The following is a 23,386-nucleotide window of genomic DNA, read 5'->3' as shown; positions in this document are numbered from 1 at the left end:
CGGTGTCCCTGTCCCCGTCGAAAGGTAGGCGAGCGGAGTTTTGTCGGCTGCCACCGTCGCATCCCCCCCGTCCCTCGAGAAGCCGGCCCGTTCCGGCGCGTCACCCTCCGGCGCAGGCGTCACCGCCACCGACCCCGCCCTCGTCAGGCGCGCCGTGAAGGCGGCGGCACTCGGCAACGCCATGGAGTGGTTCGACTTCGGCGTCTACAGCTACATCGCCGTCACGCTCGGCAAGGTCTTCTTCCCCTCGGGCAACCCGACCGCCCAGCTGCTCTCCACGTTCGGCGCCTTCGCCGCGGCGTTCCTGGTCCGGCCGCTCGGCGGCATGGTCTTCGGCCCGCTCGGCGACCGGGTCGGACGGCAGAAGGTCCTCGCCGTCACGATGATCATGATGGCGGCGGGCACGTTCGCCATCGGGCTGATCCCGTCGTACGCGACGATCGGCGTGTGGGCGCCGGTGCTGCTGCTGGTGGCCCGGCTCGTGCAGGGCTTCTCGACCGGCGGTGAGTACGCGGGCGCGTCCACCTTCATCGCCGAGTACGCGCCGGACAAGAAGCGCGGGTTCCTGGGGAGCTGGCTGGAGTTCGGCACGCTCGCCGGCTACATCGGCGGCGCGGGGCTGGTGACCCTGATGACGGCACTGCTGTCCGACGGCGACCTCACGTCCTGGGGCTGGCGCATCCCGTTCCTGATCGCCGGGCCGATGGGCATCATCGGGCTGTATCTGCGGATGCGGCTGGAGGAGACCCCGGCGTTCGCCGCCGAGGTCGAGAAGGCGGAGGCCGCGCGGCCCCGCGTGCCCCTGCGGGACATGATCACGGGGCAGTGGAAGACGCTGCTGCTGTGCGTCGGCCTGGTGCTGGTCTTCAACGTCACCGACTACATGCTGCTGTCGTACATGCCGAGCTACCTGACGAGCGAGCTGAAGTACGACGAGACGCACGGGCTGCTGGTCGTGCTGGCCGTGATGGCGCTGATGATGATCGTGCAGCCGTTCGCGGGCGCGCTGACCGACCGGGTCGGGCGCCGGCCGGTGATCGCGGCGGGCTGCGCCGGCTTCCTCCTCCTCTCCGTCCCGGCGCTGCTGCTGATCCGCCAGGGCAGCCTGCTCGCCGTGGGGCTCGGCATGGCCGCGCTGGGCCTGCTGCTGGTCTGCTTCACCGCGTCGATGCCGTCCGCCCTGCCCGCGCTGTTCCCGACGCGGGTGCGCTACGGCTCGCTGTCGATCGGCTTCAACGTCTCCGTGTCCCTCTTCGGCGGCACGACGCCGCTGGTGGTGACGGCGCTGATCGGGGCGACGGGCAACATGATGATGCCCGCCTACTACATGATGGCCGCGGCCGTGATCGGCGGCGCGGCGGTGTGGTTCATGACGGAGTCGGCCGGACGCCCGCTGCCGGGCTCGGCACCGGCGGTCGAACGCACCTGAGCCCTGCGGGGCGGCACGCGGGCCGGAGGCCCCCGGCGTCGCCCCTGCCGGGCCGGGGGCACGCCCGGCACCTGCTCCCTGCCGCGGACGCGCGGGCCGCGATGCTCCCGACGCCCGGCGACCCGCCCCCGGGGCCCGCGCCGCAGACGGGGACTCGCCAGGGCGGGCGGGGCCCAACGGGACACGACGGCGGGTGCGACCCACCCTGCCGAGGACCTGCCCCGGACACCCGGACGTGCGTACACGCCCAAGACCGCGAGCCCGGCACGACCGGAAACCCCGGCCCGCCCGACGGGGTCGCACCGGGGCGGGCGTGACCACGCGGGGCCTGGCAGCACACGACAGCGGGCACGACCCACCCTGCCGAGGACCTGCCCCGGACACCCGGACGTGCGTACACGCCCAAGACCGCGAGCCCGGCACGACTGGAGACCCCGGCCCGCCGGCCCGCCCGACGGGGTCGCACCGGGGCGGGCGTGGCCACGCGGGGCCGGGCAGGACACGGCGGCGGGCGCGACTCGCCCTGCCGGGGACCCGCCCTGCCGACGGGGACACCGGGGCGACGCCCGAGGCCGCCTCGAGCCCGGCACGACCGGAAAGCCCGCCCCGCTTCGCCCCGCCGACGAGGGCGCACCCGAGCGGACGTGCCGGCCCGCCCGCCGACGGGGGCACGAGGACGGGCGTGACGGCGTCCGGCCGGGCGGGACGCGCGAGAGCGGAGACACGCCCGCGGGGACCTCGGGCAACTCCGCCACGCGGCCTCCCCGCGCGTCTATATTCGTTAGCGCATCTATTTAGAAGTGCTAACCACGCGTACGGGAGGCCTCCCCGGCATGAGCGACTCACGGCTCTGGGACGACGTCGACGCCTACTTCACCAGCCACCTCGCCCCGGGGGACGACGCCCTGGAGGCCGCCCTGCGGGAGAGCGACGCCGCCGGGCTGCCGCCGGTGGCCGTCACCGCCACCCAGGGCAAGCTCCTGCATCTCCTCGCCCAGGTCCAGGGCGCCCGCACCATCCTGGAGATCGGCACCCTCGGCGGCTACAGCACCATCTGGCTGGCCCGCGCCCTGCCCGCCGACGGCCGCCTCGTCACCCTGGAGTACAGCGCCCGGCACGCCGAGGTCGCCGTCCGCAACATCGCCCGTGCCGGCCTGGAGTCCGTCGTCGACGTGCGCGTGGGCCCGGCGCTGGAGTCGCTGCCGAAGCTCGCCGACGACAACCCGCCCCCCTTCGACCTGGTCTTCATCGACGCCGACAAGGGCAACAACCCGCACTACCTGGAGTGGGCGCTGCGGCTCACCAGCACCGGCAGCCTGATCGTCCTCGACAACGTGGTCCGCGGCGGACGCGTGGCCGACGCCGGCAGCGACGCCGAGGACGTGCGCGGCACCCGCGCCGCCATCGAGCTGATCGGCAGCCATCCGCGGCTCAGCGGCACCGCGGTCCAGACGGTCGGCAGCAAGGGCTACGACGGCTTCGCGCTGGCCCGCGTACTGGCCTGAGCGCGGCCGGGCGCCGGCTCACACCTCGTGGTAGAAGCCGACGTTGACGCTGCGCGGCTCGGTGCGGTCCTGGACGACGATCTCGCCGCTGCCGCCCCTGGGCAGCGGCACGGTGCCGCCGTAGACGAGGGCCTGCGTGTGCGCGCCGACGGTGAGCCGGACCTCCGAGGACGGGTCCGGCTGCGAGCCGCGCAGCCAGCTCAGCTGCCAGGTGCCGTCGGGACCGCACCGGAACTCCAGGTGGACCCGGGAGACGAACAGCCAGTCGTCCGGCGTCGACAGCCGGCACACGGACCTGTCCCGGCCCACCCGCAGCACCGCGCCCGGCTCGCTGGGCGCGTCGGCCATCTGCATGCCGGCGGTGGCGCCCGCGTCCGCCGCGGTGACGGCGGCCATGGTCAGTTCGAGCACGTGCGCTCCTTCGAGACGTCCCGGCTGGGCGTTGGCTTGTCGCCGCCGCATGATAGATCGGCCGGTGGTGTGGTGTCCGGCACAATGGGGTCATGACCGAGCGAAAGCCACCTGGCGTCGACTTCGAGTCCTGGGTCGACAAGCAGATCCGCGACGCGGACGCGCGCGGGGAGTTCGACCGGTTGCCGGGGGCGGGCAAGCCCCTCCCGAGCGACGTGGAGAGCACGTACGACGAACTGTGGTGGGTCAAGCGGAAGATGGCCCGCGAGGGTCTCTCCGTGCTGCCGCCGACGCTGGCCCTGCGCAAGGAGGCGGAGGACGCGCTCGCGGCGGCGTTGGACGCCCCGACGGAGGGGGCCGCCCGCAGGATCGTCGAGCAGATCAACGTCAAGATCCGCGACGTCATGTTCAAGCCGCCGCCCGGGCCCCCGCTGGGCAAGAAGCCCTACGACGTCGAAGAGGTCGTACGACAGTGGCGGGAGCGCCGGGCGGAGCGGTGACGCCTGCGCGTCACACGTGCATGAGCCGGTCGGCCAGCTCGCGGTAGTCCCGCAGGGCCAGGCGGAGCTGTTCGGTGTCGGTGCTCGTCGCGCGGGTCTGCTCGCCGGTCTCCTGCCAGGAGGTGCGCAGGGTGCGGCGGCGGTGCGCGACGGCGTCCGCGAAGCGGGCGGCGAGTTCCTCCAGGACGCGGTCGGCCTCCTCGACGGAAGCCCGCGGGGCGTCGACGAACTCCGCCACGGCGTGCTGGAGCCGCTGCCCGAGCCTGTCGCACTCCTCGTGCGGCAGCAGCCCGTGCGTGCCGGCGGCGCCTTCGGCGCGGGTACCGGCGCCGGTGGCGTTGCCGGTGCCCGTACGGGTGCCGGTGCCGGTCGCGTCGGTCCGCAGGCCGGGGGTCACGTCGTCGCGGGTGCCGACGCCATGGTCGGCTCGCGCGCCGGGCGCCGGGCTGGTGGCGCCGCCCGCCGGACCGGCGTCGTGGCCGGTGCGCGCGCCGGGTGCCGGGTCGATATCTGCCGGGCCGGCGCGGTGGCCGGCGTGGGTGCCGCTCGCCGGGCCCGTGCCCAGGGCGGTCTCGCCGCGGGCGTCGGGGGTCTGCGCGTCTCGTTCGGCGGGGCTGCCGCCGGGCTGCCGGGTCACGTCGGACATGTGGCTCAACTCTCCTTCGGCTGGCGCTTGCTGAACGACCAGGCGTGGTTCGCCCGGGCGGGTGCGGGCCGGTCGCCCTCCACCTCGGTCCGGTGCCGGCCGCCGTCATGGCGGGCCGGGCGCACCAGGTCCTCGAACAGGGCACGCGCCTCGACGAGGGACGCGCGCATCTCCTCCGTACCCGCACCGCTGTCCTGCGCGCCGTCCACGCGGGCGTGGGTCACGCGGTGCACGCGCCGGTAGCCCTCGACGTGGTGGGCGTGGTGCACGGACAGCGCGGCGAGCTGCTCCTCGTACTGCCCGCCGTCCGGGAAGCCGCGGGCGCCGGCCACCTCGGCGATCAGCCGGTCCGCCTCCGCGACCGCCTCGCGCGGGGAGTCGACGAAGCGCTCCTGCGCGGCCGTCCAGCGCGCCTCGAACCGCTCGCGCTCGGCCGCGTCCAGCTGCCTCGTGCGCAGCGACCCGTGCCGTTCGACACGCTCGGCCAGTTCACGCTCGGCGGCCTTGGTGTCGCCGTCGTGCCGGGCCACGGCCCGGTCGTACTCCGGCCCGAAGCGCCGCTTCAGGTTTCCGCCGTGGGAGCCCCGCGCGCGCGAGGCCAGGACGGCCGCGACGACGAGCACGGCCGCCACGACCACGATCAGAGCAACGATCACGCCTGTGGACATGTGTGCCTTCCGGGTTCTCGGCCCAACCGGCTCTCCGAGCGGCCGGTTCGCACTCCGTGTTGCCGCGCAGGGTCCCCTCAAACGGCGCACGGGAAGCGCCGGCGGCGCGACGGTGGGAAAATACGCTCGCGCACCGGGCCGGGCGGTCCGGACAATGCCGGTCATGACCTGGACCGTCGCCCCGGAACCGTACGACTCCCCCGTCGCCGCCGCCCTGTGGCGCGCGTACTACACGGAGGTCAGCGACCGCTGGTACCTGCTGCACGAGGGCCGGCGCACCGACCCGGCCGAGCTGGAACGGGAGATCGCCGCGCAGTCCGGCGCCGACCTGGCCCCGCCGCGGGGCCGGCTGCTGGTGGCGCGGTACGCCGGTGAGCCGGCCGGCACCGCGGGCGTACGGCTGCGGGACGGCACGACCGCCGAGCTGACCCGAGTGTTCCTGCGGGAGGGCCTGCGCGGCCGGGGCGGTGCCGCGCTGCTCGTCGGGGCCGCCGAGGAGGCCGCACGGGAGCTCGGGGCCGCCCGGATCGTCCTCGACACGCGCGGCGACCTCGTCGAGGCCCGTGCTCTGTACGCGCGGCTCGGCTACACGGAGACCGAGGCGTACAAGGACGACCCGTACGCCGAGCACTGGTTCACCAAGCCGCTGGCCCGGGCCGCCGTCTGACGGGGCTCAGGCGGTCCGGGTCAGGGTGCGCTGGTCGTGCGGGCGTTCCCGCTCCGAGCCGCACAGCTCACCGCTGAGCTCCTTCACCAGCCGCACCAGGTCGGTCGGGCGGTCCGGCCCCCACCAGTCGCCCAGCAGCTCGGCCAGGGAGTCCTCGCGGGCCTTCGCCAGGTGCTCGGCGGCCTCGCGGCCCCGGTCGGTCAGGACCAGGTCGGGGCCCTCACGGACGGCGAGGTGCCGCTCCTCCACCTGGCGGGCGGCCGCCATGACGGCGGCCAGCGGAACGGGGCTGCGCTCGGCGAGCACGGCCGGCTCCACCCGGCCGTACTTCCTGACCCGCAGCAGCATCCAGCTCGCCGCCGGCAGCAGGTCGTAGCCCGCCCGTTCGGTGATCCGCCGGTAGATCTCCCGGCGGCCCTCGCGGGTGCCGAGCACCGACAGCGCGCGGCACACCTCGTCGTGCGAGGACCGTTCGACCGGGTTGCTGGCGAAGGTCTGGGTGCCGTCGGGCGCCGTGACCGAGCCGCGCAGCCGGTCCTCCTTCAGGAACCAGGCCAGCGCGAAGCCGAGCAGGGCGACGGGGGCGGCGTACAGGAAGACGTCGGTGATGGCGGACGCGTAGGCGTGCAGGGCCTCCGGGCGCAGGGCGGGGGGCAGAGCGCCGATGCCGCGCGGGTCGGCCTTGAGCGAGTCCGTGGAGAAGCCTGGCGGCAGCTGCGCGCCGCGGAAGGCGTCGGTGAGCTTGTCGCCGAGGCGGCTCGCGAAGACCGTGCCGAAGATGGCGACGCCGAAGGCCGCGCCGATGGAGCGGAAGAAGGTGGCGCCGGAGGTGGCGACGCCCAGGTCCTCGTAGGGGACGGCGTTCTGCACGATGAGGACGAGGACCTGCATCACCAGGCCGAGGCCCACGCCGAAGACGAAGAAGTAGACGCTCATCTCGGCGGTCGAGCTGTTCTCGTCGAGCCGGTGCAGCAGGAGCAGGCCGAAGGTGGTGACGGCGGTGCCCGCGACGGGGAAGACCTTCCAGCGGCCGGTACGGCTGACGATCTGCCCGGATCCGGTCGAGGCCAGCAGGACGCCGACCACCATCGGCAGCATGTGCACACCGGACATGGTCGGGCTGACACCCTGCACGACCTGGAGGAACGTGGGCAGGTAGGTCATCGCGCCGAACATCGCGAAGCCGACGACGAAGCTGATGACGGCGGAGAGCGTGAAGGTGCGGACGCGGAAGAGCTTGAGCGGCAGGACGGGCTCGGCGGCCTTGCGCTCCACCGCCACGAAGACGGCGGCCAGGACGGCGGCCAGCACCGCCAGGCCGATGATCTGCGGTGAAGCCCACGCCCAGGTCGTGCCGCCGAGCGAGGCGACCAGCACCAGGCAGGTGGCGACGGAGGCGATGAGCAGGGTGCCCAGGTAGTCGATGACGTGCCGGGCCGCCCGGTGCGGGATGTGCAGGACCGCGGCGATCACGGCGAGCGCGACGACGCCGACGGGCAGGTTGATGTAGAAGACCCAGCGCCAGTTCAGATGCTCGGTGAAGACCCCGCCGAGCAGCGGCCCGAGCACGCTGGTCGCGCCGAACACCGCGCCGAACAGGCCCTGGTAGCGGCCGCGTTCACGAGGGGAGACCAGGTCGCCGACGATCGCCATCGACAGCACCATCAGCCCGCCGCCGCCCAGGCCCTGCAAGGCGCGGAAGGCGATCAGCTCGGGCATGCTCTGCGCGACGCCGCACAGCGCGGAACCGACCAGGAAGATCCCGATCGCCGTCTGGAACAGCCGCTTGCGGCCGTACTGGTCGCCGAGCTTGCCCCACAGCGGGGTCGCGGCGGTCGCGGCCAGCAGGTACGCGGTGACCACCCAGGACAGGTGCTCAAGACCGCCCAGGTCGCTGACGATGGTGGGCAGCGCCGTCGACACGATGGTCTGGTCGAGGGCGGCGAGCAGCATGCCGAGGAGCAGGGCCCCGATCGGGACCAGGACGCTGCCGGGGACCTCTTCGCGGTCCTCCGGCCGTACCGGCTCCGTCACTTCGCGCACATCCGCTGCCATCGAAGACCTCCCGGCGCTGTGTCAGGGGTGCCGCCACCCACACTCCATCCTGATCGGTGTGACCGGTTATGGCCTGTTCAGTCCTGCGGGATGCGGGTGTTCCGGGGGCGTGCGCGCGCGACTGTGGAGAAGATCTGCATAATCTCTGGAGGTCGCGAGGGGAGTCGCGAGGGGAGGGACGAGCGTGGAGCAGCAGCAGAAGCCGTCGCAGGAGCCGCGGGGGCCGCAGGGGCGGCCCCCGGAGCATCCGTGCCCGGAGTGCGGAGCACCCAGGGAAGCGGACAACACGCCGTCCTGCGCGTGCGGGTCCCGCGCGGCCGACGCCCTGCGCGACGAGCGCGCGGCGCAGGCGGCGGCCGCGGAGGACTTCGATCCGCTGCGGATACGGCCGTACGTCGAGCTGGACGGCGCCGGTGAGCCCACGGCGCCCCCGGAGCCGGCCCCGCGGGCGGCGGACCCGGACGCCACCATGACGCTGCGCACCGTCGACGCCGGGGCGTCCGCCGTCCCCCCGGCCACGGAGGCGACCTCCGTGCTGCCCACGCCGCTGGCGCCCTCGGCCGGTGCGCCCAGCGACCAGGACCTGCGCCTGTTCGACACGACGGCCCCCCTGGAGCCCGTGCCGGACGGCACCGCCGGCCGCCGGCCGCGCGGGCGTCGGCGGGGCGTGCTGCTCAGCGCCGCCGGGGCGGTCGTGGTCGTGGTGGGGGCGGCCGGGTACGCGAGCGGGCTGTTCTCCTACGAGTCGCCGTCGCGGGACGACGCCCTGCCGGACGAGGTCCGGGCGAGCGTGCCGGCCCCGTCGGTCCCCGCGTCGTCGACGACACCGGAGCCGAGCGCCACGCCGTCCGAACCGGCCACCGCGTCCCCGTCCGCGTCGGCGAGCGCGAGTCCCTCGTCCTCGCCCTCGTCCTCGACGTCGTCCTCACCGTCCCCGTCGGCGTCGAGCACGTCACCGGCGCCGTCCCGGTCGCCGGAGCCGACCGCGACCACGCCGAGCGCACCGGCCCTGGCCCCCGAGGGCGACGGGGAGGACGACGACCCCTACGACGGCGGCGGCACCCTGCACCGCGGCGACCGCGGCGCCGAGGTCACGGAACTCCAGCAGCGCCTGGCCCAGCTGCACCTGTACACGGGCGACATCAACGGCAACTACAACCACCAGGTGGAGGACTCGGTCCGCACCTACCAGTGGGCCCGCGGCATCCGCACCGACGAACTCGGGGTCTACGGCGAGACCACCCGCCACATGCTGGAATCAGAAACCCGCCAGCCCTGACGCCGGCCACGACAACCCCACCCTCGCGGGCCCTTCACCCGCCCGACCGCGAATCTCCCCCACCCACAGCCACGGGCCTGGCCCCGCCCGGCCACGACCCGGACCCGCCCGGCCACGGCCCTCGACCGACCCAGCGGGCCATCACCCCCTCAGGCCTGGACCCGCCCGCCCGTGGGCCTCGACCGGCCCAACCGCGGGCCGTCACCCGCTCAGCCGCGAATCTCCCCCCACCCAGCCACGGGCCTGGCCCCGCCCGGCCACGACCCGGACCCGCCCGGCCACGGCCCTCGACCGACCCAGCGGGCCATCACCCGCCCAGCCACGGGCCCGGACCCGCCCGGCCGTGGGCCTCGACCGACCCAACCGCGGGCCTTCACCCGCCCAGCCGCGAATCTCCCCCCACCCAGCCACGGGCCTGGCCCCGCCCGGCCACGACCCGGACCCCGCCCGGCCACAGCCCTCGACCGACCCAGGGGGCCATCACCCCCTCAGGCCTGGACCCGCCCGGCCGTGGGCCTCGACCGGCCCAACCGCGGGCCGTCACCCGCTCAGCCGCGGGCAATCGTGCCGCCAAGGGCGGCACGGGTGGGCGCGGCGGCACCCCGCCAACGCCGGGCCACCCACCCGACCCGCGAGCCCCGCCCCGCACCGCACCGCACCCACACCGGGCACCACGGGCACGTGACCCGCGCCCACGTCGGCACCGCACCGCGCGCCCCAGGCCGCCTCCGCGCCGGCCGGTGGCGTCAGCCCACGTGCAGCCGCAGTCCCCCACGCCCGTCGGCCTCCACCCGGACCTCCGTCAGATCCCCCACCACCACATCCGGCCTGTGCACACCGGCCCGCGGCCCGACCCCCACGACCCGCATCCCCGCCGCCCGCGCCGCCGTGATCCCCGCCCCGGAGTCCTCGAAGACGATGCAGTCCGCCGGGGCGACGCCCAGTTCGGCCGCGCCCTTGAGGAACCCCTCCGGGTCGGGCTTGCTCGCGCCGACCGACTCCGCGGTCACCCGCACGTCCGGCAGCGCCAGCCCCGCGGCAGCCATCCGCGCCGTGGACAGCGCGACGTCCGCGGAGGTCACCAGCGCGTGCGGCAGCCCCCGCAGCGAGGCGAGGAACTCCCGCGCCCCGGCGATCTCCACGACGCCCTCGGTGTCGGCGGTCTCCTCGGCGAGCATCCGCGCGTTGTCCGCGTGGTTCTGCTCCATCGGCCGGTCCGGCAGCAGCAGCGCCATCGAGGCGTACCCCTGCCGCCCGTGGACGACCTTCATGACCTCGTCGCCGTCCAGTCCGTGCCGGTCGGCCCAGCGCCGCCACACGCGCTCGACGGCGGCGTCCGAGTTGACCAGGGTGCCGTCCATGTCGAGCAGCAGGGCACGGGCGGGAAGAACAGTGGTGGTGGCCGTCATCGGCAGACTCCAAGGCGCGGGGAGGGAACAAGGCGGCCCCGCCCGCCGGTCAGGGAAAACGGGCGGGAGCCACTTTGTTTCTCTACGGTACAAAACAGCGGGGGGATCGCGCCACCGCCCGGACGAACGTTCACCCCCCGTTCGCCCGCACGGCAGCGCACAGCAGCGCAGCGCACCGCGCGCCGCCGCTCAGCCGGCGACCGCCTCCCACAGGCTCCACACGCCGAGGCCGATCATCAGCAGCGCCGCGACCTTGGTGATCAGCGCCAGCGGCACCCGCTTCATCAGGGCCTTCCCGCCGACGATGCCGAGCCCGGCCACCGCCCACAGCGCGAGCACCGCGCCCAGGCCGACGGAGATCGGGTCGTCGTAGCGGGCCGCGAGGTTCGCCGTCATGATCTGCGTGAGGTCGCCGAACTCGGCGACCAGGATGAGCATGAAGCCCGCCCCGGCGACCTTCCAGAAGGACTGGTCCTCGGGCTTGCGGATCTCCTCGTCCTCGTCGTCCTTCTTCATCAGCAGCACCGCGGCGCCGCCCAGGAACAGCACACCCGTCAGCGCGTGCACGATCTGCTGCGGCAGCAGGGTCAGCACGCTGCCGGCCGCGACCGCGAGCACGACGTGCAGCAGGAATGCGGCGGCGACGCCGGCGAAGACGTACGACGCGCGGTAGCGGGTGCCGAGGACGAGACCGGCGAGCGCGGTCTTGTCCGGCAGTTCGGCGAGGAAGACGACGCCGAAGACGAGCGCCGTCACGGTCAGGCTGATCAAGGAATCCTCTATCGGTCGGGGCCGCCCCGCCGAGAGTGCTGGTCCTGCGCGAACGACACCTCGGCACGGCAGCACACGGTCGCCCCCGCCGTACGGCGCGGGCGTGCACTGCTTGCCGAAGGTCTCGCTGGCGGCCCCGTGAACGAGGTCCGCCTCCGGGCGCCGGCTCAGACGAGCTGAGCAGTATGTCGACGGTCCGGCGAAGAGCTACTCCCCTTCTGCGCCGCCCATAGTACGCGACCCCCCGGCCGGGCCCCCAGGGGCGAAAGTCCCGTCGCGCTTATAGACGTGCCATGCACACGTCACTAGCTTCTTACCGGCCGCACATCTGTGCGCCATGCGGCGTCGCGAGCATTCCCTCGCTCGCGCCCAAGACCCCCACCCTCCCAGGGAGTTCGCATGCCCAAGTTCTACGCGCGTCGACGTCTCGCCACGCTCGCCGCGCTCACCGGCCTCATAGCCTCCGCCGGGCTGTTCAACGGCCCGGCCGCCTCCGCCGCGCTGCCCACCCCGGTGAGCGCCACCACCGCCCGCTCCTACCTCGCCTCCCTCACCGTGGCCACCGAGAACCGCACCGGCTACAACCGCGACCTCTTCCCGCACTGGATCACCCAGTCGGGCACCTGCAACACCCGCGAGACGGTCCTCAAGCGCGACGGCTCGGGCGTCGTCACCGACTCCGCCTGCGCCGCCACCTCGGGCAGCTGGTACTCCCCCTACGACGGCGCCACCTGGACCGCCGCCTCCGACCTGGACATCGACCACCTCGTGCCGCTCGCCGAGGCCTGGGACTCCGGCGCGAGCGGCTGGACCACCTCCCGCCGCCAGGCGTTCGCCAACGACCTGACCCGCCCGCAGCTCCTCGCCGTCACCGACAACGTCAACCAGGCCAAGGGCGACCAGGACCCGGCCACCTGGATGCCCTCCCGCACCGACTACCGGTGCACGTACGTGCGCGCCTGGGTGCAGGTGAAGTACTACTACGGCCTCTCCGTGGACTCCGCCGAGAAGTCGGCGCTGCAGAACCAGCTCGCGAGCTGCTGAGGTCGCTCCCGCTCCGGCGCGGACACTCCCCGCCACCCTCCGTCGTTCCGTACCGTACGGGGCGACGGAGGAGGGGATCGCCATGGCGAGACTGCGCCTGGGACCACTGCTGAGGTACAACGACGGCTCGTCCGCGACCATCTGGGCCGAGACGAGCCGTCCCTGCACGGCCGAGGTGCGCTGCGCCGACGGCGCGAACGGCACGGCCCGCACCTTCCAGATCGCGGGCCACCACTACGTCCTGGTCCCGGTGACCGGCCTGACGCCCGGGACGGCGACGGAGTACGAGGTGCTCCTGGACGGCGCGCGCGTGTGGCCGCCGCCGGACTCCCGCTTCCCGCCCTCGGTGATCGCCACGCCCGCCGGCGACGAGGGCGTGCGCGTCGTCTTCGGCTCCTGCCGCTGGGCCGCGCCGCCGGCCGGCGGGAAGGACCCGGTGGGCCCGGACGCCCTGGACTCCCTCTCGGCCCGCGTCGCGGCCGATCCGGCAGGCGCGCGGCCCGACGTGCTGCTGCTGCTCGGGGACCAGGTGTACGCCGACGAGGTCTCCGACGCGACCCGCCGCTGGATCGCGGGGCGCCGCGACCTGGCGGAGCCGCCGGGCGACCAGGTCGCGGACTACGCGGAGTACACCCGGCTCTACGACGAGTCGTGGAGCGACCCGGAGGTGCGCTGGCTGCTGTCCACCGTGCCCTCGTGCATGGTCTTCGACGACCACGACGTGATCGACGACTGGAACACCTCGGCCGCATGGGTCGACGACATGCGGGCCACCGACTGGTGGCGCGAGCGGATCCTGAGCGGCCTGATGTCGTACTGGGTCTACCAGCACCTGGGGAACCTCTCCCCGGCCGAACTGGCCGCCGATCCGCTCTACGCGGCCGTCCGCGCCACCCCCGACGGCACCGACGCGCTGCGCGACTTCGCCGCGCGGGCCGACACCGACCCGGCCTCCGTGCGCTGGAGCTACCGGCGCGACTTCGGCCGGGTGCGGCTGGTGATGGTGGACTCCCGCGCCGCCCGGGTCCTGGCCGAGGACCGGCGTTCGATGCTCGACCCGGGCGAGGCCGCGTGGCTGCGCGAGCAGGTGCTGGACGGGCGGGACGACGGCGACGAGGCCCCCTACGACCACCTCCTCATCGGCACCTCCCTGCCCTGGCTGCTCCCCCATCTCGTGCACGACCTCGAAACGTGGAACGCCTCGGTGTGCGGCGGCGAACGGGGCGCCCGCTGGGCCCGGCTCGGGGAGCGGATCAGGCGCGGGGCGGACCTGGAGCACTGGCCGGCCTTCCCGGCCTCCTTCGACGCGCTCGCCGGCCTGATCGCCGACGCCGGGACGGGACCGGGGGCACCGGCGACGGTGAGCGTGCTGTCGGGGGACGTCCACCACGCCTACGTGGCCGAACCGTCCTGGCCGGGCCGGGACCCCGACGCCCGGGTCGTGCAGCTGACCTGCTCCCCCGTGCACAACTCCGTCCCGCTGTCGATGCGGCTCGGCTTCCGCTTCGGCTGGAGCGCCCCGGCGCGCGCCCTCGGGCGGCGCATCGCCCGGCACGGGCGCTGTTCGCCTCCGGCGGTCTCCTGGCGCAGGACCGGCGGCCCCTGGTTCGGCAACCAGCTCATGACGCTGACCCTGCGCGGGCGCTCGGCCCGGCTGCGCCTGGAGAAGGCCCGATCCGAGCGCGACGGGACGACGGCGCTGCGGACGGTCACGGACAGGGAGCTGGCGTAGGCGACCGGCCGGTCGGGGTAGGAAACCGGTCACGTGGAGCGGAGCGCTCCCTTCCATGGGAGCGCTCCCACCAGCCGGGACGGGCGCGGGACATCGACAACCGCTGGTTAGGCCATGGCCAAATGTTGAACTTGCAAGTACTGCTTAGGCACACCTAACGTGGGCAGCCCACTCGGTTCCGTCCCCCACCGGTCCCCCACGGACCGGCCGACCGAAGGAGCACCCCCCGCATGTCCGGACGCCTCGACAGCGCCCAGCCCTACGCCCTCGGCCTGTTCCGCATCGTCGTCGGCCTGCTCTTCGCCTGCCACGGCGCCGCCTCCCTCTTCGGCGTGCTCGGCGGCGCCTCGGGAACCGGCGGCACGATAGAGACCGGCACCTGGCCGGGCTGGTACGCCGCCGTGATCCAGCTCGTCGCCGGCGGCTTCGTCCTGCTGGGCCTCGGCACGCGCGCCGCCGCGCTCATCGCCTCGGGCTCGATGGCGTACGCCTACTTCAAGGTGCACCAGCCGGGAGCCCTGTGGCCGATGGAGAACGGCGGCGAGGCCTCCGCGATGTTCTGCTGGGCCTTCCTGCTGCTGGCCTTCACCGGCTCCGGCGCCTTCGGCCTGGACCGGGTCCTGGCCCGGCGCACGTCCCGGCCGGAGAAGCAGGCGACGGAGCAGACGCCCGTCGCGGCCTGAGCCGACCGCTGCGGCGCCCACCTCCCACGGGGTGGGCGCCGCCTCGCGTGTGCGGCGGTCGGGTGAACACTCCGTGGCGTGCCCGCGAGCCCCCTGTGAACCATGTGTCACACCCCGGGCGTACGCTGTATGGCTGTCATCGACCGCTCCTGCCGTTTCCCCGCGCATCGCGGCACGGTCCGGTCCACGGGGGAGCCAGGGGAGTTGTGGTGGTCGAGGGTTTCGGGAATGTGGCGGCGCTGGTCAGCAGCCCATGGATCTATGTGCTGGTGGTCGTCTCGGTGCTGCTCGACGTCTTCCTGCCGGTGCTGCCGAGCGGCGTGCTCGTGATCACGGCGGCCACGGCGGCGGCCGCGGGCTCGGGTGCGGCGGCGGCCGGACGGGTGCCGCACGACGTCCCCGACATCCTGGTCCTCCTGCTGTGCGCGACGACCGCCTCCGTCCTCGGCGACCTGGTGGTGTACCGCCTGGCCTGGCGCGGCGGAGCCCGTCTGGACCGGGCGATCGCCCGGTCGCGCCGGCTGACCACCGCTCAGCAACGTCTCGGCGGAGCGCTCGCCCGCAGCGGGGGCGCCCGGGGCGCCCTCGTCGTCCTGGCCCGTTTCGCCCCGGCCGGCCGCTCGGTCGTCTCGCTCGTCGCCGGAGCAGCCCACCGCCGGGTCCGCGAGTTCCTGCCCTGGTCCGCCCTCGCCGGGCTGTCCTGGGCCGCGTACAGCGTCGCCCTCGGCTACTTCGGCGGCCAGTGGCTCGGCGCGAGCTGGCTGGCGACGGGCGTGTCCCTCGTCGCCCTGTTCGGCGCGGGGGCGGGCGCGGCGTACCTGATGCGCCGCCAGCCACGGCCCACCGAGGCCTCGTAGCGGGCGTCCCGAGCGGCCGGTCACGGCAGCGGCGTCAGCTCGCCCGCCGTGCGCCGGTGCCTCCCCGTACCTCCAGGCCGGCCAGCAGCTCGGCCGTGGCCGCGGTGACGGCGTCCACCGCCTGTTCGAAGACCTCCCGGTTGTGCGCGGCCGGCGCCCGGAACCCGGACACCTTGCGCACGTACTGCAGGGCAGCGGCCCTGATCTCGTCCCCGGTGGCCTCCTCGGCCAGCGCGGGCGGGCGAAGCGTTTTGATGCTGCGGCACATGGCTCCAGTCTCCACCCGGAGGCCCGCTCGCGGGGCGTGCGCACCGCGCCACTCGTTCGCGTGAACCACCGAAGGGAACGCGCGCCTCAAATTCGAACAGGCGTATCATTGAGGGGTGGCTACGACCTATGACTTCCCCAGTGATCTCCTCGCCGGTCAGGAGGAACTGCATCAGGTCCGGGCCGAGCTGTCGGCCCTGTTGAAAAGGCTCCCCTGGTCCGTCGAGCCGCTGGACGGCTTCAGTGACGACAACGGCTGGCGCAAGGTCGAGCGCCCCGCCTCGCCCGGCTGGTCGGAGGACGAACAGGCCGAGGTGGAGAAGCTCCGGCAGCGCGAGCGCGAGCTCGCCGTCTTCGTCAGCACCCACCGCTACTGGTCCGAGATCACCGGCCCCGACAGGGTGGTCGCGCGCACGGAGCTGAAGCACGCCCACGAGGACCGCCCGGGGCAGGACACCTAGCGGCAGGCGCACGCGAGAGGCCCCCGGACGGTCTCCGGGGGCCTCTCGACCGGCACTGGTGCCGGTCCTGGTGGGCGCGGACGGTTTCGAACCGCCGACATCCTGCTTGTAAGGCAGGCGCTCTACCCCTGAGCTACGCACCCAGGACGAGTCGACAGCCTACATGGCCCCGGGCACTGTCCGGCAAACGCGTTCCGGGCCCGCCCCGGGCGGGGGTTAACCCCACCCCGTATCCGGGAGCGGCCCGGATCCCCGCGCGGGGCCCGCATCCGTACGGTCGAGGAGTATCACCGCGCCGAGCCCGCCGAGCGGGCCTCCCGGTGCGGTGCCTCGTCGTCCGTCCCAGGGGGAGATCGTCATGGCCGCCCGTACCGTCACCGCTCGTGCCTTCGCCGCCGCCGGCGTCGTCGCCGTCCTCGTCGCGGGGCTCAGCGCCTGCTCCTCCGCCGACGAGGACAAGGACCCCGACCACCGGTCCTTCGCTCTGCGGGGCAGCACCCTCACCATCGACGCCGACGACTCCGCGCTGGAGATCGTCGCCGCGGAGGAACACGCGTCGGGCACGGTCGAGGTCACCCGGTGGTTCAAGGGCTCGGTGGTCGTCGGCTCGGAGCCCGAGGTGACCTGGAGCATGGACGGCGACCGGCTGAAGCTGCGGACCCACTGCTCCGGCGTGATCGCCGACTGTGCCACCAAGCACCGCGTGGCGGTGCCCCGCGGCATCGCGGTCACGGTGAAGACCGACGACGGCAGCGTCCGGGCGCGAGGATTCCGGGACGCGCTGGACATCCGCACGGCGGACGGGTCCGTGCGCGTCAGCGACTCCACCGGGCCGCTCGCGCTGCACAGCGACGACGGATCGCTGCGCGCGGAGGTCTCCTCGCGCCGCGTGGACGCCACCACCGAGGACGGCTCGGTCCGCCTCGAACTCGGGGCCGTCCCCGACCGGGTGGCGACCCGCAGCGACGACGGTTCCGTCACCGTCGACCTGCCCCGGGCCACGTACAAGGTGTCCGCCGACAGCGACGACGGGGCGGTCGACGTGTCCGTGCCCCGGGACGACGCGAGCTCCCACGTGGTGACCGCGCGGACCCAGGACGGCAAAGTCACGGTCCGAACCGCGAACTGACCGGCCCGTGTGTTCGTCTCTTACGGGTGGGAGAATGAACCCGGGCAGGACGGACGACACGGGAGAGGGATGTGACGGCGACACCATCGCAGCCGTACTCGCCGATGGTGCCGCGCGCGCCGCGCCTGCCGCACCGGGCCCCGAGGAGCCGCCCGCCCGGCCCGCTCCGTGACACGCTCACCCTGCTGGGCCTGCCGCTGCTCGCCGCGCTCGCCCTGCCCGCCGCGTTCGCCGGCGGCGGCACCCGGCGCTGGTTCGGCGGCCGGGCCGAGAGCCAGCGGGCCGAGGCGCAGGCCGCGAAGGACGCCGCCGCGGCGGCCTTCTACGAGCTGGACACCGCCCAGCGGGACCTGCGGATCTCGATAGAGACGATCGCGGCCGTCGACTCCTCCCCCGCCGCCCGCCGCGCCGTCGACGGCTTCGCGGCGCTGGGCCGGCGCATCGACGAGGCCAGCGGCCGGTACATCAGCGCCGTCGACGCCCACGACCTGGACCGGGACGACCTGGAGGCGTCGGCCGCCTCCCGCGCCCGCACCGAACTGACCGCCGCCACGGACGAGCTGGGCCGGGTCAAGCAGGAACTGGACCGCTTCGCCGAAGGACTCGGCCCGCTGCTCGGCAAGGCCGAGACCCAGCTGGCCCGGCTCGCCCCCGCCGTCGAGCGCGCCCGGCAGGCCCTGCTCGCCGCCTCCGACGCCCTGGACGCCGTACGGGGCGCCGGGCTGAAGGCCGACGACCTCGCCGCCCGCCTCGCCGCCCTGGGCCCGGAGCTGACCCGGCTGAACCAGGGCGCCGGACAGCACGGCGTGCCCCAGACCCTGGAGCGGGCCGACCGGGTCACCCGGGAGGCCGAGGCGGTCCGGGCCGAGGCCGAACGGCTGCCCGAGCGGGCCGCCGAGACCGACCACCGGCTGGTCTCCCTGCGCACCCGCGCCCAGGCCCTGACCACCCGCGCCGGGCAGGTCGAACCGGTCCTGAGCGAGCTGCGGCGGCGGTTCACGGCCGCCTGCTGGCAGGACCTCCAGCACGTGCCCGACCACGCCGCCGAAACGGTCCACCAGGCCGAGGCCAGGCTGGCCGAGGCGCAGCGCGCCCGCGACGAGCAGCGCTGGCCCGACGCCACCGCCCTGCTGTCGACGGTCCGGGCGCTGCTGAACAACACCGACGAGGCCGTCTCGGCCGCCGGTGACCGGCTGCGGCAGCTCAACGCCGTGCAGAAGGACCCGCAGCAGGAGATCGAACGCACCCGGTTCGCGATCCGTGACGCCCAGCGGCTCGCCATGGCGGGCCGCAACACCCCCGACCCGCGGCACGCGCGCCCCCTGGACGACGCCGTGGCCCGGCTCGAACGGGCGATCACCACGCTGGAGGGCCGGCACCCCGACTACTGGCACTTCCTGACGGAGACCGACGCGGTCCGCCGGACGGTCGCCGACGTGGTGACGCACATCCGCGAGGAGCGGGGAAGCGGGCACTGAGACCGGCTTCCGCCACCGGGGCCGGCCGTCCGGGGCCGCCGGTTAACCTGTGCGCATGCCTCGCTACGAGTACCGCTGCCGCAGCTGCGGCGACACCTTCGAACTGAGCCGTCCCATGGCCGAGTCCTCCGCCCCGGCGCCCTGCCCCGCGGGCCACGACGACACGGTGAAGCTGCTGTCGACGGTCGCCGTCGGCGGCTCGGCCTCCGCACCCGCCCCGGCGCCCCGCGCGGGCGGCGGAGGCGGTGGCGGCTGCTGCGGCGGGGGCTGCTGCGGCTGACCGGTGACGCCGGGGCGCGCCCAGGGCCGCCCCGGCTGCTCAGGATCTCTTCAGGTTCGCCCGCCTAGCGTGGAGACATGGCAGTCATCGCGGCGGAGGCGACGGGCGGCGCGCCCCAGTGGATCAGCGACCTGATGGACGCCCTCGGCGCGCCCGGGGCCGGGCTGGCCGTCGCCCTGGAGAACCTCTTCCCGCCGATCCCGAGCGAGGTCATCCTGCCGCTGGCGGGCTTCGCGGCCAGCACCGGCAGCATGAACCTGGTCGCCGCACTCGTGTGGACCATCGCCGGTTCGGTCGTGGGCGCCCTCGCGCTGTACGGCATCGGGGCGCTCCTCGGCCGGGAGCGGACGATCGCCGTGGCGGCCCGGCTGCCGCTGGTGAAGGTCTCGGACATCGAGCGCACGGAGGAGTGGTTCCGCCGGCACGGCACCAAGGCCGTGTTCTTCGGCCGGATGCTCCCCGTCTTCCGCAGCCTGATCTCCGTCCCGGCGGGCGTGGAGCGCATGCCCCTGCCGGTGTTCACGGCGCTGACCACCGCGGGCAGCGCCATCTGGAACACCGCCTTCGTGCTGGCCGGCTACTTCCTCGGCGACAACTGGCACCAGGTGAGCACGGTCGTGTCCGCGTACTCCAAGGTCGTGCTCGCCGCCGCCGCGCTGGCCGTGGTGGCCTTCGTGCTCCTGCGGCTGCTGCGCCCGGGCCGCGGCAGCCGCCGCAAGGCGGACCGGCGGTGAACGGTGCCGGGCGCGGCGGCCGCTAGGGCCTGTCCGCCGCCGTGAGGAACTCCCGCAGGATCCGCTCCCCCGCCAGCACCCCCCGCTCGGGCAGGGCCTCGATCGCCGGTGCCGCCCAGCCGGAGTCGGCCAGCTCGCCGTGGCCGGGACGCCAGCCCCGGTCCGCGGCCAGCAGCAGGTCGGCGTCGAGGAGGGAGTCGCCGGCGGCCAGCGTGAGATCGGCGCCGGTGCGGCGGGCGACCTCGCGCACGGCGGCGCTCTTGGTCAGCGGCTTGGGCACGGTGTAGATCTTGCGGCCCTGGAGGGACACGGTCCAGCCGCGGTTCTCGGCCCAGACGGCGAGCTCCTTCACCCAGTCCTCGGGCAGCAGCTCCCGCTCGACGACGAGGTAGGCGAACAGGTCCTCGGCCACCCGCTGCTTGCGCACCCACACCGGGTCGGCGGTGCGCATGAGGTGGTCGCGGACCTCGTCCAGCGAGGCGCACTCGTCGGCCAGCCGCGCGGTCACCCGCGCGTGCCAGTCGGGGTCGGTGACGCCGTCGACCAGCAGGTGGCCGCCGTTGGCGCAGATCGCGTACTCCGGCGGGGGGCCGGGGAGGCTGATGCGCCGGTACTGCTCGCGGGTGCGGGTGGTGGTCGGCACGAAGACGGCGGTGCCGCCGAGCTCGGTCAGCAGTCCGGCGGCCGTCTCGGTCATGTAGGACAGGGGCTTGCTCTCGTAGACCTCCACGCACAGCAGCCGGGGCGCCCGCGCGTCGGGCATGGTCAGCCCCAGCGCGGCGGCGGAGTAGATGAGCGTGCGGTCGAGGTCGCTCGCGACGAGCACCGGCATCAGCGCGTCACCGCCCTGCCGTCGGCGCCGGTCGCGCCGCGCGTGTACTTCGGGTGGATCAGCCCGACGCAGGTGTAGGGCAGGCCGTCGACCTCCTCCACGGGCACGCCCCGCTGCTCGGCCAGCAGCCGCACATGGTCCAGGTCGGCGCCCGCACCGGCCCGGGCCAGCACCTTCCAGGGCACCCGGCGCAGCATCACGCGGGTGGTCTCGCCGACGCCGGGCTTGACGAGGTTGACGTCGTGGATGCCGTACTCCTCGCTGATGCGCTCGACGGCGGCCCAGCCCTCCCAGGTGGGGGTGCGGTCGGCGGCGAGAAGTTCCTTGACCTGGGCGTCGACGGTGTCCGCGACCTCCGGGAAGCGGGCGGAGACGGCGTCCAGGAAGGCCACCGACAGGTCGGCGCCGGCGAGTTCGCGGTAGAACTTCGCGCCGTGGTAGTCGTGCGGGCCGACCAGGTCGGCGCGGAGCACGGTGCGGGATATCAGGCCGGAGACGGTGGAGTTGAGGCAGGCGGACGGGATGAGGAAGTCGTCGCGGGTGCCGTAGGTGCGTACGCAGGAGCCGGGGTCGGCGAGGACGGCGATCTCCGGGTCGAAGCCGCTGATGCCGTCGGAGACCTCGAAGTCGCGCAGGGCGGCGGCCAGTTCGCGGGTGATGGCGCCCTTGCCGGTCCAGCCGTCGACGAAGACGACGTCGGCCGGGTCGTGGTCGGCGGCCAGCCGGCGCAGCGCGTTGGCGTCGATGCCGCGGCCCCGGACGATCGACACGGCGTAGTGCGGCAGGTCGAGGCCGTGCCGGTACTGCGCCCAGCGGCGCATCAGGATGCCGACCGGGGTGCCCGCGCGGGCGAGGGAGACCAGGACGGGGCGCGGCGACCGCTCGGTCAGCACGATCTCGGTGACCGCGCCGACGGCTCGCGCGAGGCGTGCCGCGGACGCCCTGAGCGCGGCGTGGAACAGTTCCTGGTACTGCTCGCTGGGCTGGTACTCGACGGGCAGCGACTCCGCGTAGTGGGCGCCGCCCCGCTGGATGGCCTCCTCGCGCTCCTCGGTCGGTGCCTCCAGCGTCACCTCCGAGAGGTCCTGGAGCAGCCAGCCGACCTCGTCGGGGGCGTACGAGGAGAAGGCGGGGCCACGCAGGGGCTCGGGCAGCATCGGGGGCCTTTCGGGGGCGTGCGGGGAGTCGGCTGACCCGGGCACGTAGGACGGGACGACCGCGAGCAGGACGTGCGGGACGTGCGCGGCGAGCCGGGCCGTCAGTCCGCCGGGCGCGTGCAGCGCGGGGGTGTCGGCGGCCGAGTCGACGACGGCGACGACGGCGTCGAAGCCGCCGCCCGCGACGTTGTAGGCGTAGCGCTCGCCGGGGCCGTCGGCGGGGTCGTCGTGCGCGGGGAAGACCAGGCGGGTGCGTATCGCGTACCCGGGGTCGTCGACCGCGAGGACGGGCGAGCGGGTGGTGGTGGAGTAGCGCACCTCGACTCCGGTGGTCCGCTCCAGCTCGACGGCCAGGCGCAGCGGGGCGTACATCAGCTCCTCGAAGCCGAGGACGAGCACGCGGCGGACGCCGGCGGGCAGCGCCCGCGCGATCCGGGCGGCCATCCCCGGGAGGGCGGATTCGAGGCGGACACGGTGGGCGGGGGTGAAGCCGTGCCGGCCGCCGTCGGGGAGGCCGGGGGGCCAGCACAGGTCCACGGGGGTGGCGTGGGGGCGGGCGCGGTGATCCGGCGTGTGCGGGTGGTCGGGCGACTGCGCGACCGGCCCCGACGGCGCCGCGGACGACGGGCCACCGGCCCCGGCGTCTTCCGCCTCGTACCGCGCCACCAGTGCCTGCCCCTTCTCCAGCACCCCTTCCGGCAACCGCACCGTCCCCGAGGCCGCCGTCACGAGATCCACCCGCGCGCCGATCTCCCGGGCGAAGTCCTCGAGCCGCCCCACGTCCGCCGCGGACCGCATGTCCACCAGGGCGACCACCACGTACCACCCCCGCGGATACCGCTCATGGAGATCGCGCACGGTGTTCAGCACCGTGTTCCCCGTGGAGAACTCGTCGTCGACCAGGACCAGCGGCCCGTCACCCGCCAGCAGCGCCGGGTCCTCGGGGAGCAGCAGGTGGGAGGTGGCGTGCGAGTGGGACTCCTCGAAGCCGCCCGCGCGGGCGACGCCGGTGACCGGACGGCGGGTGGAGTGCAGGTACGGGGCGGAGCCCAGGCCGTCGGCGACCGAGTGGCCCAGTCCGGTGGCGGTCTCCGCGTAGCCGAGGACGACGGCCCGGCCGGCCTCCTCGGCGCCCAGCAGGTCGCGGACGCGCCGCCCGAGGGCGACACCGTGGCCGTACACGACGGACGGGGACTGCGGGACGTGCTTGCCGAGCACGTGGGACACGAGCAGATGGGCGCGCTTGGGGTTGCGGCGCAGGGCGAGTCCCAGCATGCCGGTGAGGGCGTCGTCGCCCGCGAGTTCGACGCCGAGCCGCTCCGCGACCCAGCTGCCGGACCAGACGCCCGCGTGCTCCCCGGCACGCGCCCTCTCGCCCATGTGCTCGTGCCT

At 74.5% G+C, this 23,386-nt stretch carries 23 protein-coding genes and 1 tRNA gene; 14 read left to right on the top strand and 10 right to left on the bottom strand.

Annotation, left to right across the window (positions count from 1 at the left end; all coding sequences use genetic code 11):
- Positions 1 to 40 precede the first annotated feature (40 nt).
- Complete coding sequence (proP, locus tag IEZ05_RS01125) at positions 41 to 1,429, top strand: glycine betaine/L-proline transporter ProP (protein WP_189228028.1); 1,389 nt, start codon at positions 41 to 43, stop codon at positions 1,427 to 1,429.
- 833 nt (positions 1,430 to 2,262) lie between these two features.
- Positions 2,263 to 2,934, top strand: a complete 672-nt coding sequence (locus IEZ05_RS01120; RefSeq protein ID WP_189228027.1) for an O-methyltransferase — start codon at positions 2,263 to 2,265, stop codon at positions 2,932 to 2,934.
- A gap of 18 nt (positions 2,935 to 2,952) precedes the next feature.
- Here the strand turns inward: IEZ05_RS01120 and IEZ05_RS01115 are convergent, their stop codons facing one another.
- Positions 2,953 to 3,345: a hypothetical protein gene (locus IEZ05_RS01115; RefSeq protein ID WP_189228026.1), complete on the bottom strand. Its 393-nt coding sequence runs from the start codon at positions 3,343 to 3,345 to the stop codon at positions 2,953 to 2,955.
- A gap of 92 nt (positions 3,346 to 3,437) precedes the next feature.
- On the opposite strand from IEZ05_RS01115, the gene IEZ05_RS01110 reads away from it, so the two are divergent.
- On the top strand, positions 3,438 to 3,845 hold the full coding sequence (locus tag IEZ05_RS01110; RefSeq protein WP_189228025.1) for a DnaJ family domain-containing protein: 408 nt from the start codon (positions 3,438 to 3,440) through the stop codon (positions 3,843 to 3,845).
- A gap of 10 nt (positions 3,846 to 3,855) precedes the next feature.
- Here IEZ05_RS01110 and IEZ05_RS01105 read toward each other — a convergent pair whose 3' ends face one another.
- Both IEZ05_RS01105 and IEZ05_RS01100 read right to left on the bottom strand, forming a co-directional pair.
- On the bottom strand, positions 3,856 to 4,491 hold the full coding sequence (locus IEZ05_RS01105) for a hypothetical protein (RefSeq protein WP_189228024.1): 636 nt from the start codon (positions 4,489 to 4,491) through the stop codon (positions 3,856 to 3,858).
- 5 nt (positions 4,492 to 4,496) lie between these two features.
- Complete coding sequence (locus IEZ05_RS01100) at positions 4,497 to 5,159, bottom strand: hypothetical protein (RefSeq protein WP_189228023.1); 663 nt, start codon at positions 5,157 to 5,159, stop codon at positions 4,497 to 4,499.
- 163 nt (positions 5,160 to 5,322) lie between these two features.
- Between IEZ05_RS01100 and IEZ05_RS01095 the strand changes: the two genes are divergently transcribed.
- On the top strand, positions 5,323 to 5,826 hold the full coding sequence (locus tag IEZ05_RS01095) for a GNAT family N-acetyltransferase (protein WP_189228022.1): 504 nt from the start codon (positions 5,323 to 5,325) through the stop codon (positions 5,824 to 5,826).
- 6 nt (positions 5,827 to 5,832) lie between these two features.
- On the opposite strand, the gene IEZ05_RS01090 is transcribed toward IEZ05_RS01095, so the two are convergent.
- Positions 5,833 to 7,881, bottom strand: a complete 2,049-nt coding sequence (locus tag IEZ05_RS01090) for an MDR family MFS transporter (protein ID WP_189228021.1) — start codon at positions 7,879 to 7,881, stop codon at positions 5,833 to 5,835.
- A 184-nt stretch (positions 7,882 to 8,065) separates the two neighbouring features.
- On the opposite strand from IEZ05_RS01090, the gene IEZ05_RS01085 reads away from it, so the two are divergent.
- On the top strand, positions 8,066 to 9,160 hold the full coding sequence (locus tag IEZ05_RS01085; RefSeq protein ID WP_189228020.1) for a peptidoglycan-binding domain-containing protein: 1,095 nt from the start codon (positions 8,066 to 8,068) through the stop codon (positions 9,158 to 9,160).
- A gap of 746 nt (positions 9,161 to 9,906) precedes the next feature.
- Here the strand turns inward: IEZ05_RS01085 and IEZ05_RS01080 are convergent.
- Positions 9,907 to 10,569, bottom strand: a complete 663-nt coding sequence (locus tag IEZ05_RS01080; RefSeq protein ID WP_189228019.1) for an HAD family hydrolase — start codon at positions 10,567 to 10,569, stop codon at positions 9,907 to 9,909.
- 189 nt (positions 10,570 to 10,758) lie between these two features.
- On the bottom strand, positions 10,759 to 11,340 hold the full coding sequence (locus IEZ05_RS01075; protein ID WP_189228018.1) for a TMEM165/GDT1 family protein: 582 nt from the start codon (positions 11,338 to 11,340) through the stop codon (positions 10,759 to 10,761).
- A gap of 399 nt (positions 11,341 to 11,739) precedes the next feature.
- Here IEZ05_RS01075 and IEZ05_RS01070 point away from each other — a divergent pair, with 399 nt between their 5' ends.
- The 4 genes from IEZ05_RS01070 to IEZ05_RS01055 all read left to right on the top strand — a co-directional run bounded on the left by IEZ05_RS01070 (position 11,740) and on the right by IEZ05_RS01055 (position 15,656).
- Positions 11,740 to 12,384 (top strand): HNH endonuclease family protein, encoded by a 645-nt coding sequence (locus IEZ05_RS01070; protein ID WP_189228017.1) that lies wholly within the window; start codon positions 11,740 to 11,742, stop codon positions 12,382 to 12,384.
- A gap of 82 nt (positions 12,385 to 12,466) precedes the next feature.
- A complete protein-coding gene (locus IEZ05_RS01065) occupies positions 12,467 to 14,116 on the top strand; it encodes an alkaline phosphatase D family protein (RefSeq protein WP_189228016.1) in 1,650 nt (549 codons plus the stop codon).
- Between the two features lie 230 nt (positions 14,117 to 14,346).
- Positions 14,347 to 14,799: a DoxX family protein gene (locus IEZ05_RS01060; protein WP_189228015.1), complete on the top strand. Its 453-nt coding sequence runs from the start codon at positions 14,347 to 14,349 to the stop codon at positions 14,797 to 14,799.
- A 209-nt stretch (positions 14,800 to 15,008) separates the two neighbouring features.
- Positions 15,009 to 15,656, top strand: coding sequence for a DedA family protein (locus IEZ05_RS01055; RefSeq protein ID WP_189228014.1), 648 nt, complete (start codon positions 15,009 to 15,011; stop codon positions 15,654 to 15,656).
- A 34-nt stretch (positions 15,657 to 15,690) separates the two neighbouring features.
- On the opposite strand, the gene IEZ05_RS01050 is transcribed toward IEZ05_RS01055, so the two are convergent.
- Positions 15,691 to 15,924, bottom strand: a complete 234-nt coding sequence (locus tag IEZ05_RS01050) for a DUF2277 domain-containing protein (protein WP_189228013.1) — start codon at positions 15,922 to 15,924, stop codon at positions 15,691 to 15,693.
- A gap of 115 nt (positions 15,925 to 16,039) precedes the next feature.
- On the opposite strand from IEZ05_RS01050, the gene IEZ05_RS01045 reads away from it, so the two are divergent.
- Positions 16,040 to 16,384: a hypothetical protein gene (locus tag IEZ05_RS01045; protein WP_189228012.1), complete on the top strand. Its 345-nt coding sequence runs from the start codon at positions 16,040 to 16,042 to the stop codon at positions 16,382 to 16,384.
- 68 nt (positions 16,385 to 16,452) lie between these two features.
- Here the strand turns inward: IEZ05_RS01045 and IEZ05_RS01040 are convergent.
- Positions 16,453 to 16,527 (bottom strand) — tRNA-Val (locus IEZ05_RS01040).
- Between the two features lie 215 nt (positions 16,528 to 16,742).
- Here IEZ05_RS01040 and IEZ05_RS01035 point away from each other — a divergent pair.
- The 4 genes from IEZ05_RS01035 (at position 16,743) to IEZ05_RS01020 (ending at position 20,005) form a co-directional block, all read left to right on the top strand.
- On the top strand, positions 16,743 to 17,513 hold the full coding sequence (locus IEZ05_RS01035) for a DUF4097 family beta strand repeat-containing protein (RefSeq protein WP_189228011.1): 771 nt from the start codon (positions 16,743 to 16,745) through the stop codon (positions 17,511 to 17,513).
- Positions 17,514 to 17,584: 71 nt separating this feature from the next.
- Positions 17,585 to 18,991 carry a coiled-coil domain-containing protein gene (locus IEZ05_RS01030; protein ID WP_189228010.1) on the top strand — a complete coding sequence of 469 codons (1,407 nt, stop codon included), beginning with the start codon at positions 17,585 to 17,587 and terminating at the stop codon, positions 18,989 to 18,991.
- A gap of 55 nt (positions 18,992 to 19,046) precedes the next feature.
- Positions 19,047 to 19,271 carry an FmdB family zinc ribbon protein gene (locus tag IEZ05_RS01025; RefSeq protein WP_189228009.1) on the top strand — a complete coding sequence of 75 codons (225 nt, stop codon included), beginning with the start codon at positions 19,047 to 19,049 and terminating at the stop codon, positions 19,269 to 19,271.
- Between the two features lie 77 nt (positions 19,272 to 19,348).
- Positions 19,349 to 20,005, top strand: a complete 657-nt coding sequence (locus tag IEZ05_RS01020; protein WP_189228008.1) for a DedA family protein — start codon at positions 19,349 to 19,351, stop codon at positions 20,003 to 20,005.
- Between the two features lie 22 nt (positions 20,006 to 20,027).
- On the opposite strand, the gene IEZ05_RS01015 is transcribed toward IEZ05_RS01020, so the two are convergent.
- Together IEZ05_RS01015 and IEZ05_RS01010 are read right to left on the bottom strand one after the other, a co-directional pair.
- Complete coding sequence (locus tag IEZ05_RS01015; RefSeq protein WP_189228007.1) at positions 20,028 to 20,837, bottom strand: HAD family hydrolase; 810 nt, start codon at positions 20,835 to 20,837, stop codon at positions 20,028 to 20,030.
- Positions 20,837 to 23,374 carry a phosphoribosyltransferase gene (locus IEZ05_RS01010; protein WP_189228540.1) on the bottom strand — a complete coding sequence of 846 codons (2,538 nt, stop codon included), beginning with the start codon at positions 23,372 to 23,374 and terminating at the stop codon, positions 20,837 to 20,839. The genes IEZ05_RS01015 and IEZ05_RS01010 overlap by 1 nt, the downstream gene beginning before the upstream one ends.
- Positions 23,375 to 23,386 lie beyond the last annotated feature (12 nt).

Source organism: Streptomyces flaveolus (genome assembly GCF_014648815.1).
Lineage (GTDB): Bacteria > Actinomycetota > Actinomycetes > Streptomycetales > Streptomycetaceae > Streptomyces > Streptomyces flaveolus.
The sequence above is the reverse complement of the archived record's forward strand: the minus strand, read 5'-3'. Positions and strand labels throughout refer to the sequence as shown.

Excerpts from the sequence above, each read along its gene's own strand:
- IEZ05_RS01015 (WP_189228007.1), bottom strand. The coding sequence starts at position 20,837 with ATGCCGGTGCTCGTCGCGAGCGACCTCGACCGCACGCTCATCTACTCC.
- IEZ05_RS01080 (WP_189228019.1), bottom strand. The coding sequence starts at position 10,569 with ATGACGGCCACCACCACTGTTCTTCCCGCCCGTGCCCTGCTGCTCGAC.
- IEZ05_RS01095 (WP_189228022.1), top strand. The coding sequence starts at position 5,323 with ATGACCTGGACCGTCGCCCCGGAACCGTACGACTCCCCCGTCGCCGCC.
- IEZ05_RS01010 (WP_189228540.1), bottom strand. The coding sequence starts at position 23,374 with ATGGGCGAGAGGGCGCGTGCCGGGGAGCACGCGGGCGTCTGGTCCGGC.
- IEZ05_RS01110 (WP_189228025.1), top strand. The coding sequence starts at position 3,438 with ATGACCGAGCGAAAGCCACCTGGCGTCGACTTCGAGTCCTGGGTCGAC.
- IEZ05_RS01060 (WP_189228015.1), top strand. The coding sequence starts at position 14,347 with ATGTCCGGACGCCTCGACAGCGCCCAGCCCTACGCCCTCGGCCTGTTC.
- IEZ05_RS01020 (WP_189228008.1), top strand. The coding sequence starts at position 19,349 with ATGGCAGTCATCGCGGCGGAGGCGACGGGCGGCGCGCCCCAGTGGATC.
- IEZ05_RS01120 (WP_189228027.1), top strand. The coding sequence starts at position 2,263 with ATGAGCGACTCACGGCTCTGGGACGACGTCGACGCCTACTTCACCAGC.
- IEZ05_RS01100 (WP_189228023.1), bottom strand. The coding sequence starts at position 5,159 with ATGTCCACAGGCGTGATCGTTGCTCTGATCGTGGTCGTGGCGGCCGTG.
- IEZ05_RS01065 (WP_189228016.1), top strand. The coding sequence starts at position 12,467 with ATGGCGAGACTGCGCCTGGGACCACTGCTGAGGTACAACGACGGCTCG.
- IEZ05_RS01070 (WP_189228017.1), top strand. The coding sequence starts at position 11,740 with ATGCCCAAGTTCTACGCGCGTCGACGTCTCGCCACGCTCGCCGCGCTC.
- IEZ05_RS01050 (WP_189228013.1), bottom strand. The coding sequence starts at position 15,924 with ATGTGCCGCAGCATCAAAACGCTTCGCCCGCCCGCGCTGGCCGAGGAG.
- IEZ05_RS01105 (WP_189228024.1), bottom strand. The coding sequence starts at position 4,491 with ATGTCCGACGTGACCCGGCAGCCCGGCGGCAGCCCCGCCGAACGAGAC.
- IEZ05_RS01035 (WP_189228011.1), top strand. The coding sequence starts at position 16,743 with ATGGCCGCCCGTACCGTCACCGCTCGTGCCTTCGCCGCCGCCGGCGTC.
- IEZ05_RS01025 (WP_189228009.1), top strand. The coding sequence starts at position 19,047 with ATGCCTCGCTACGAGTACCGCTGCCGCAGCTGCGGCGACACCTTCGAA.
- IEZ05_RS01090 (WP_189228021.1), bottom strand. The coding sequence starts at position 7,881 with ATGGCAGCGGATGTGCGCGAAGTGACGGAGCCGGTACGGCCGGAGGAC.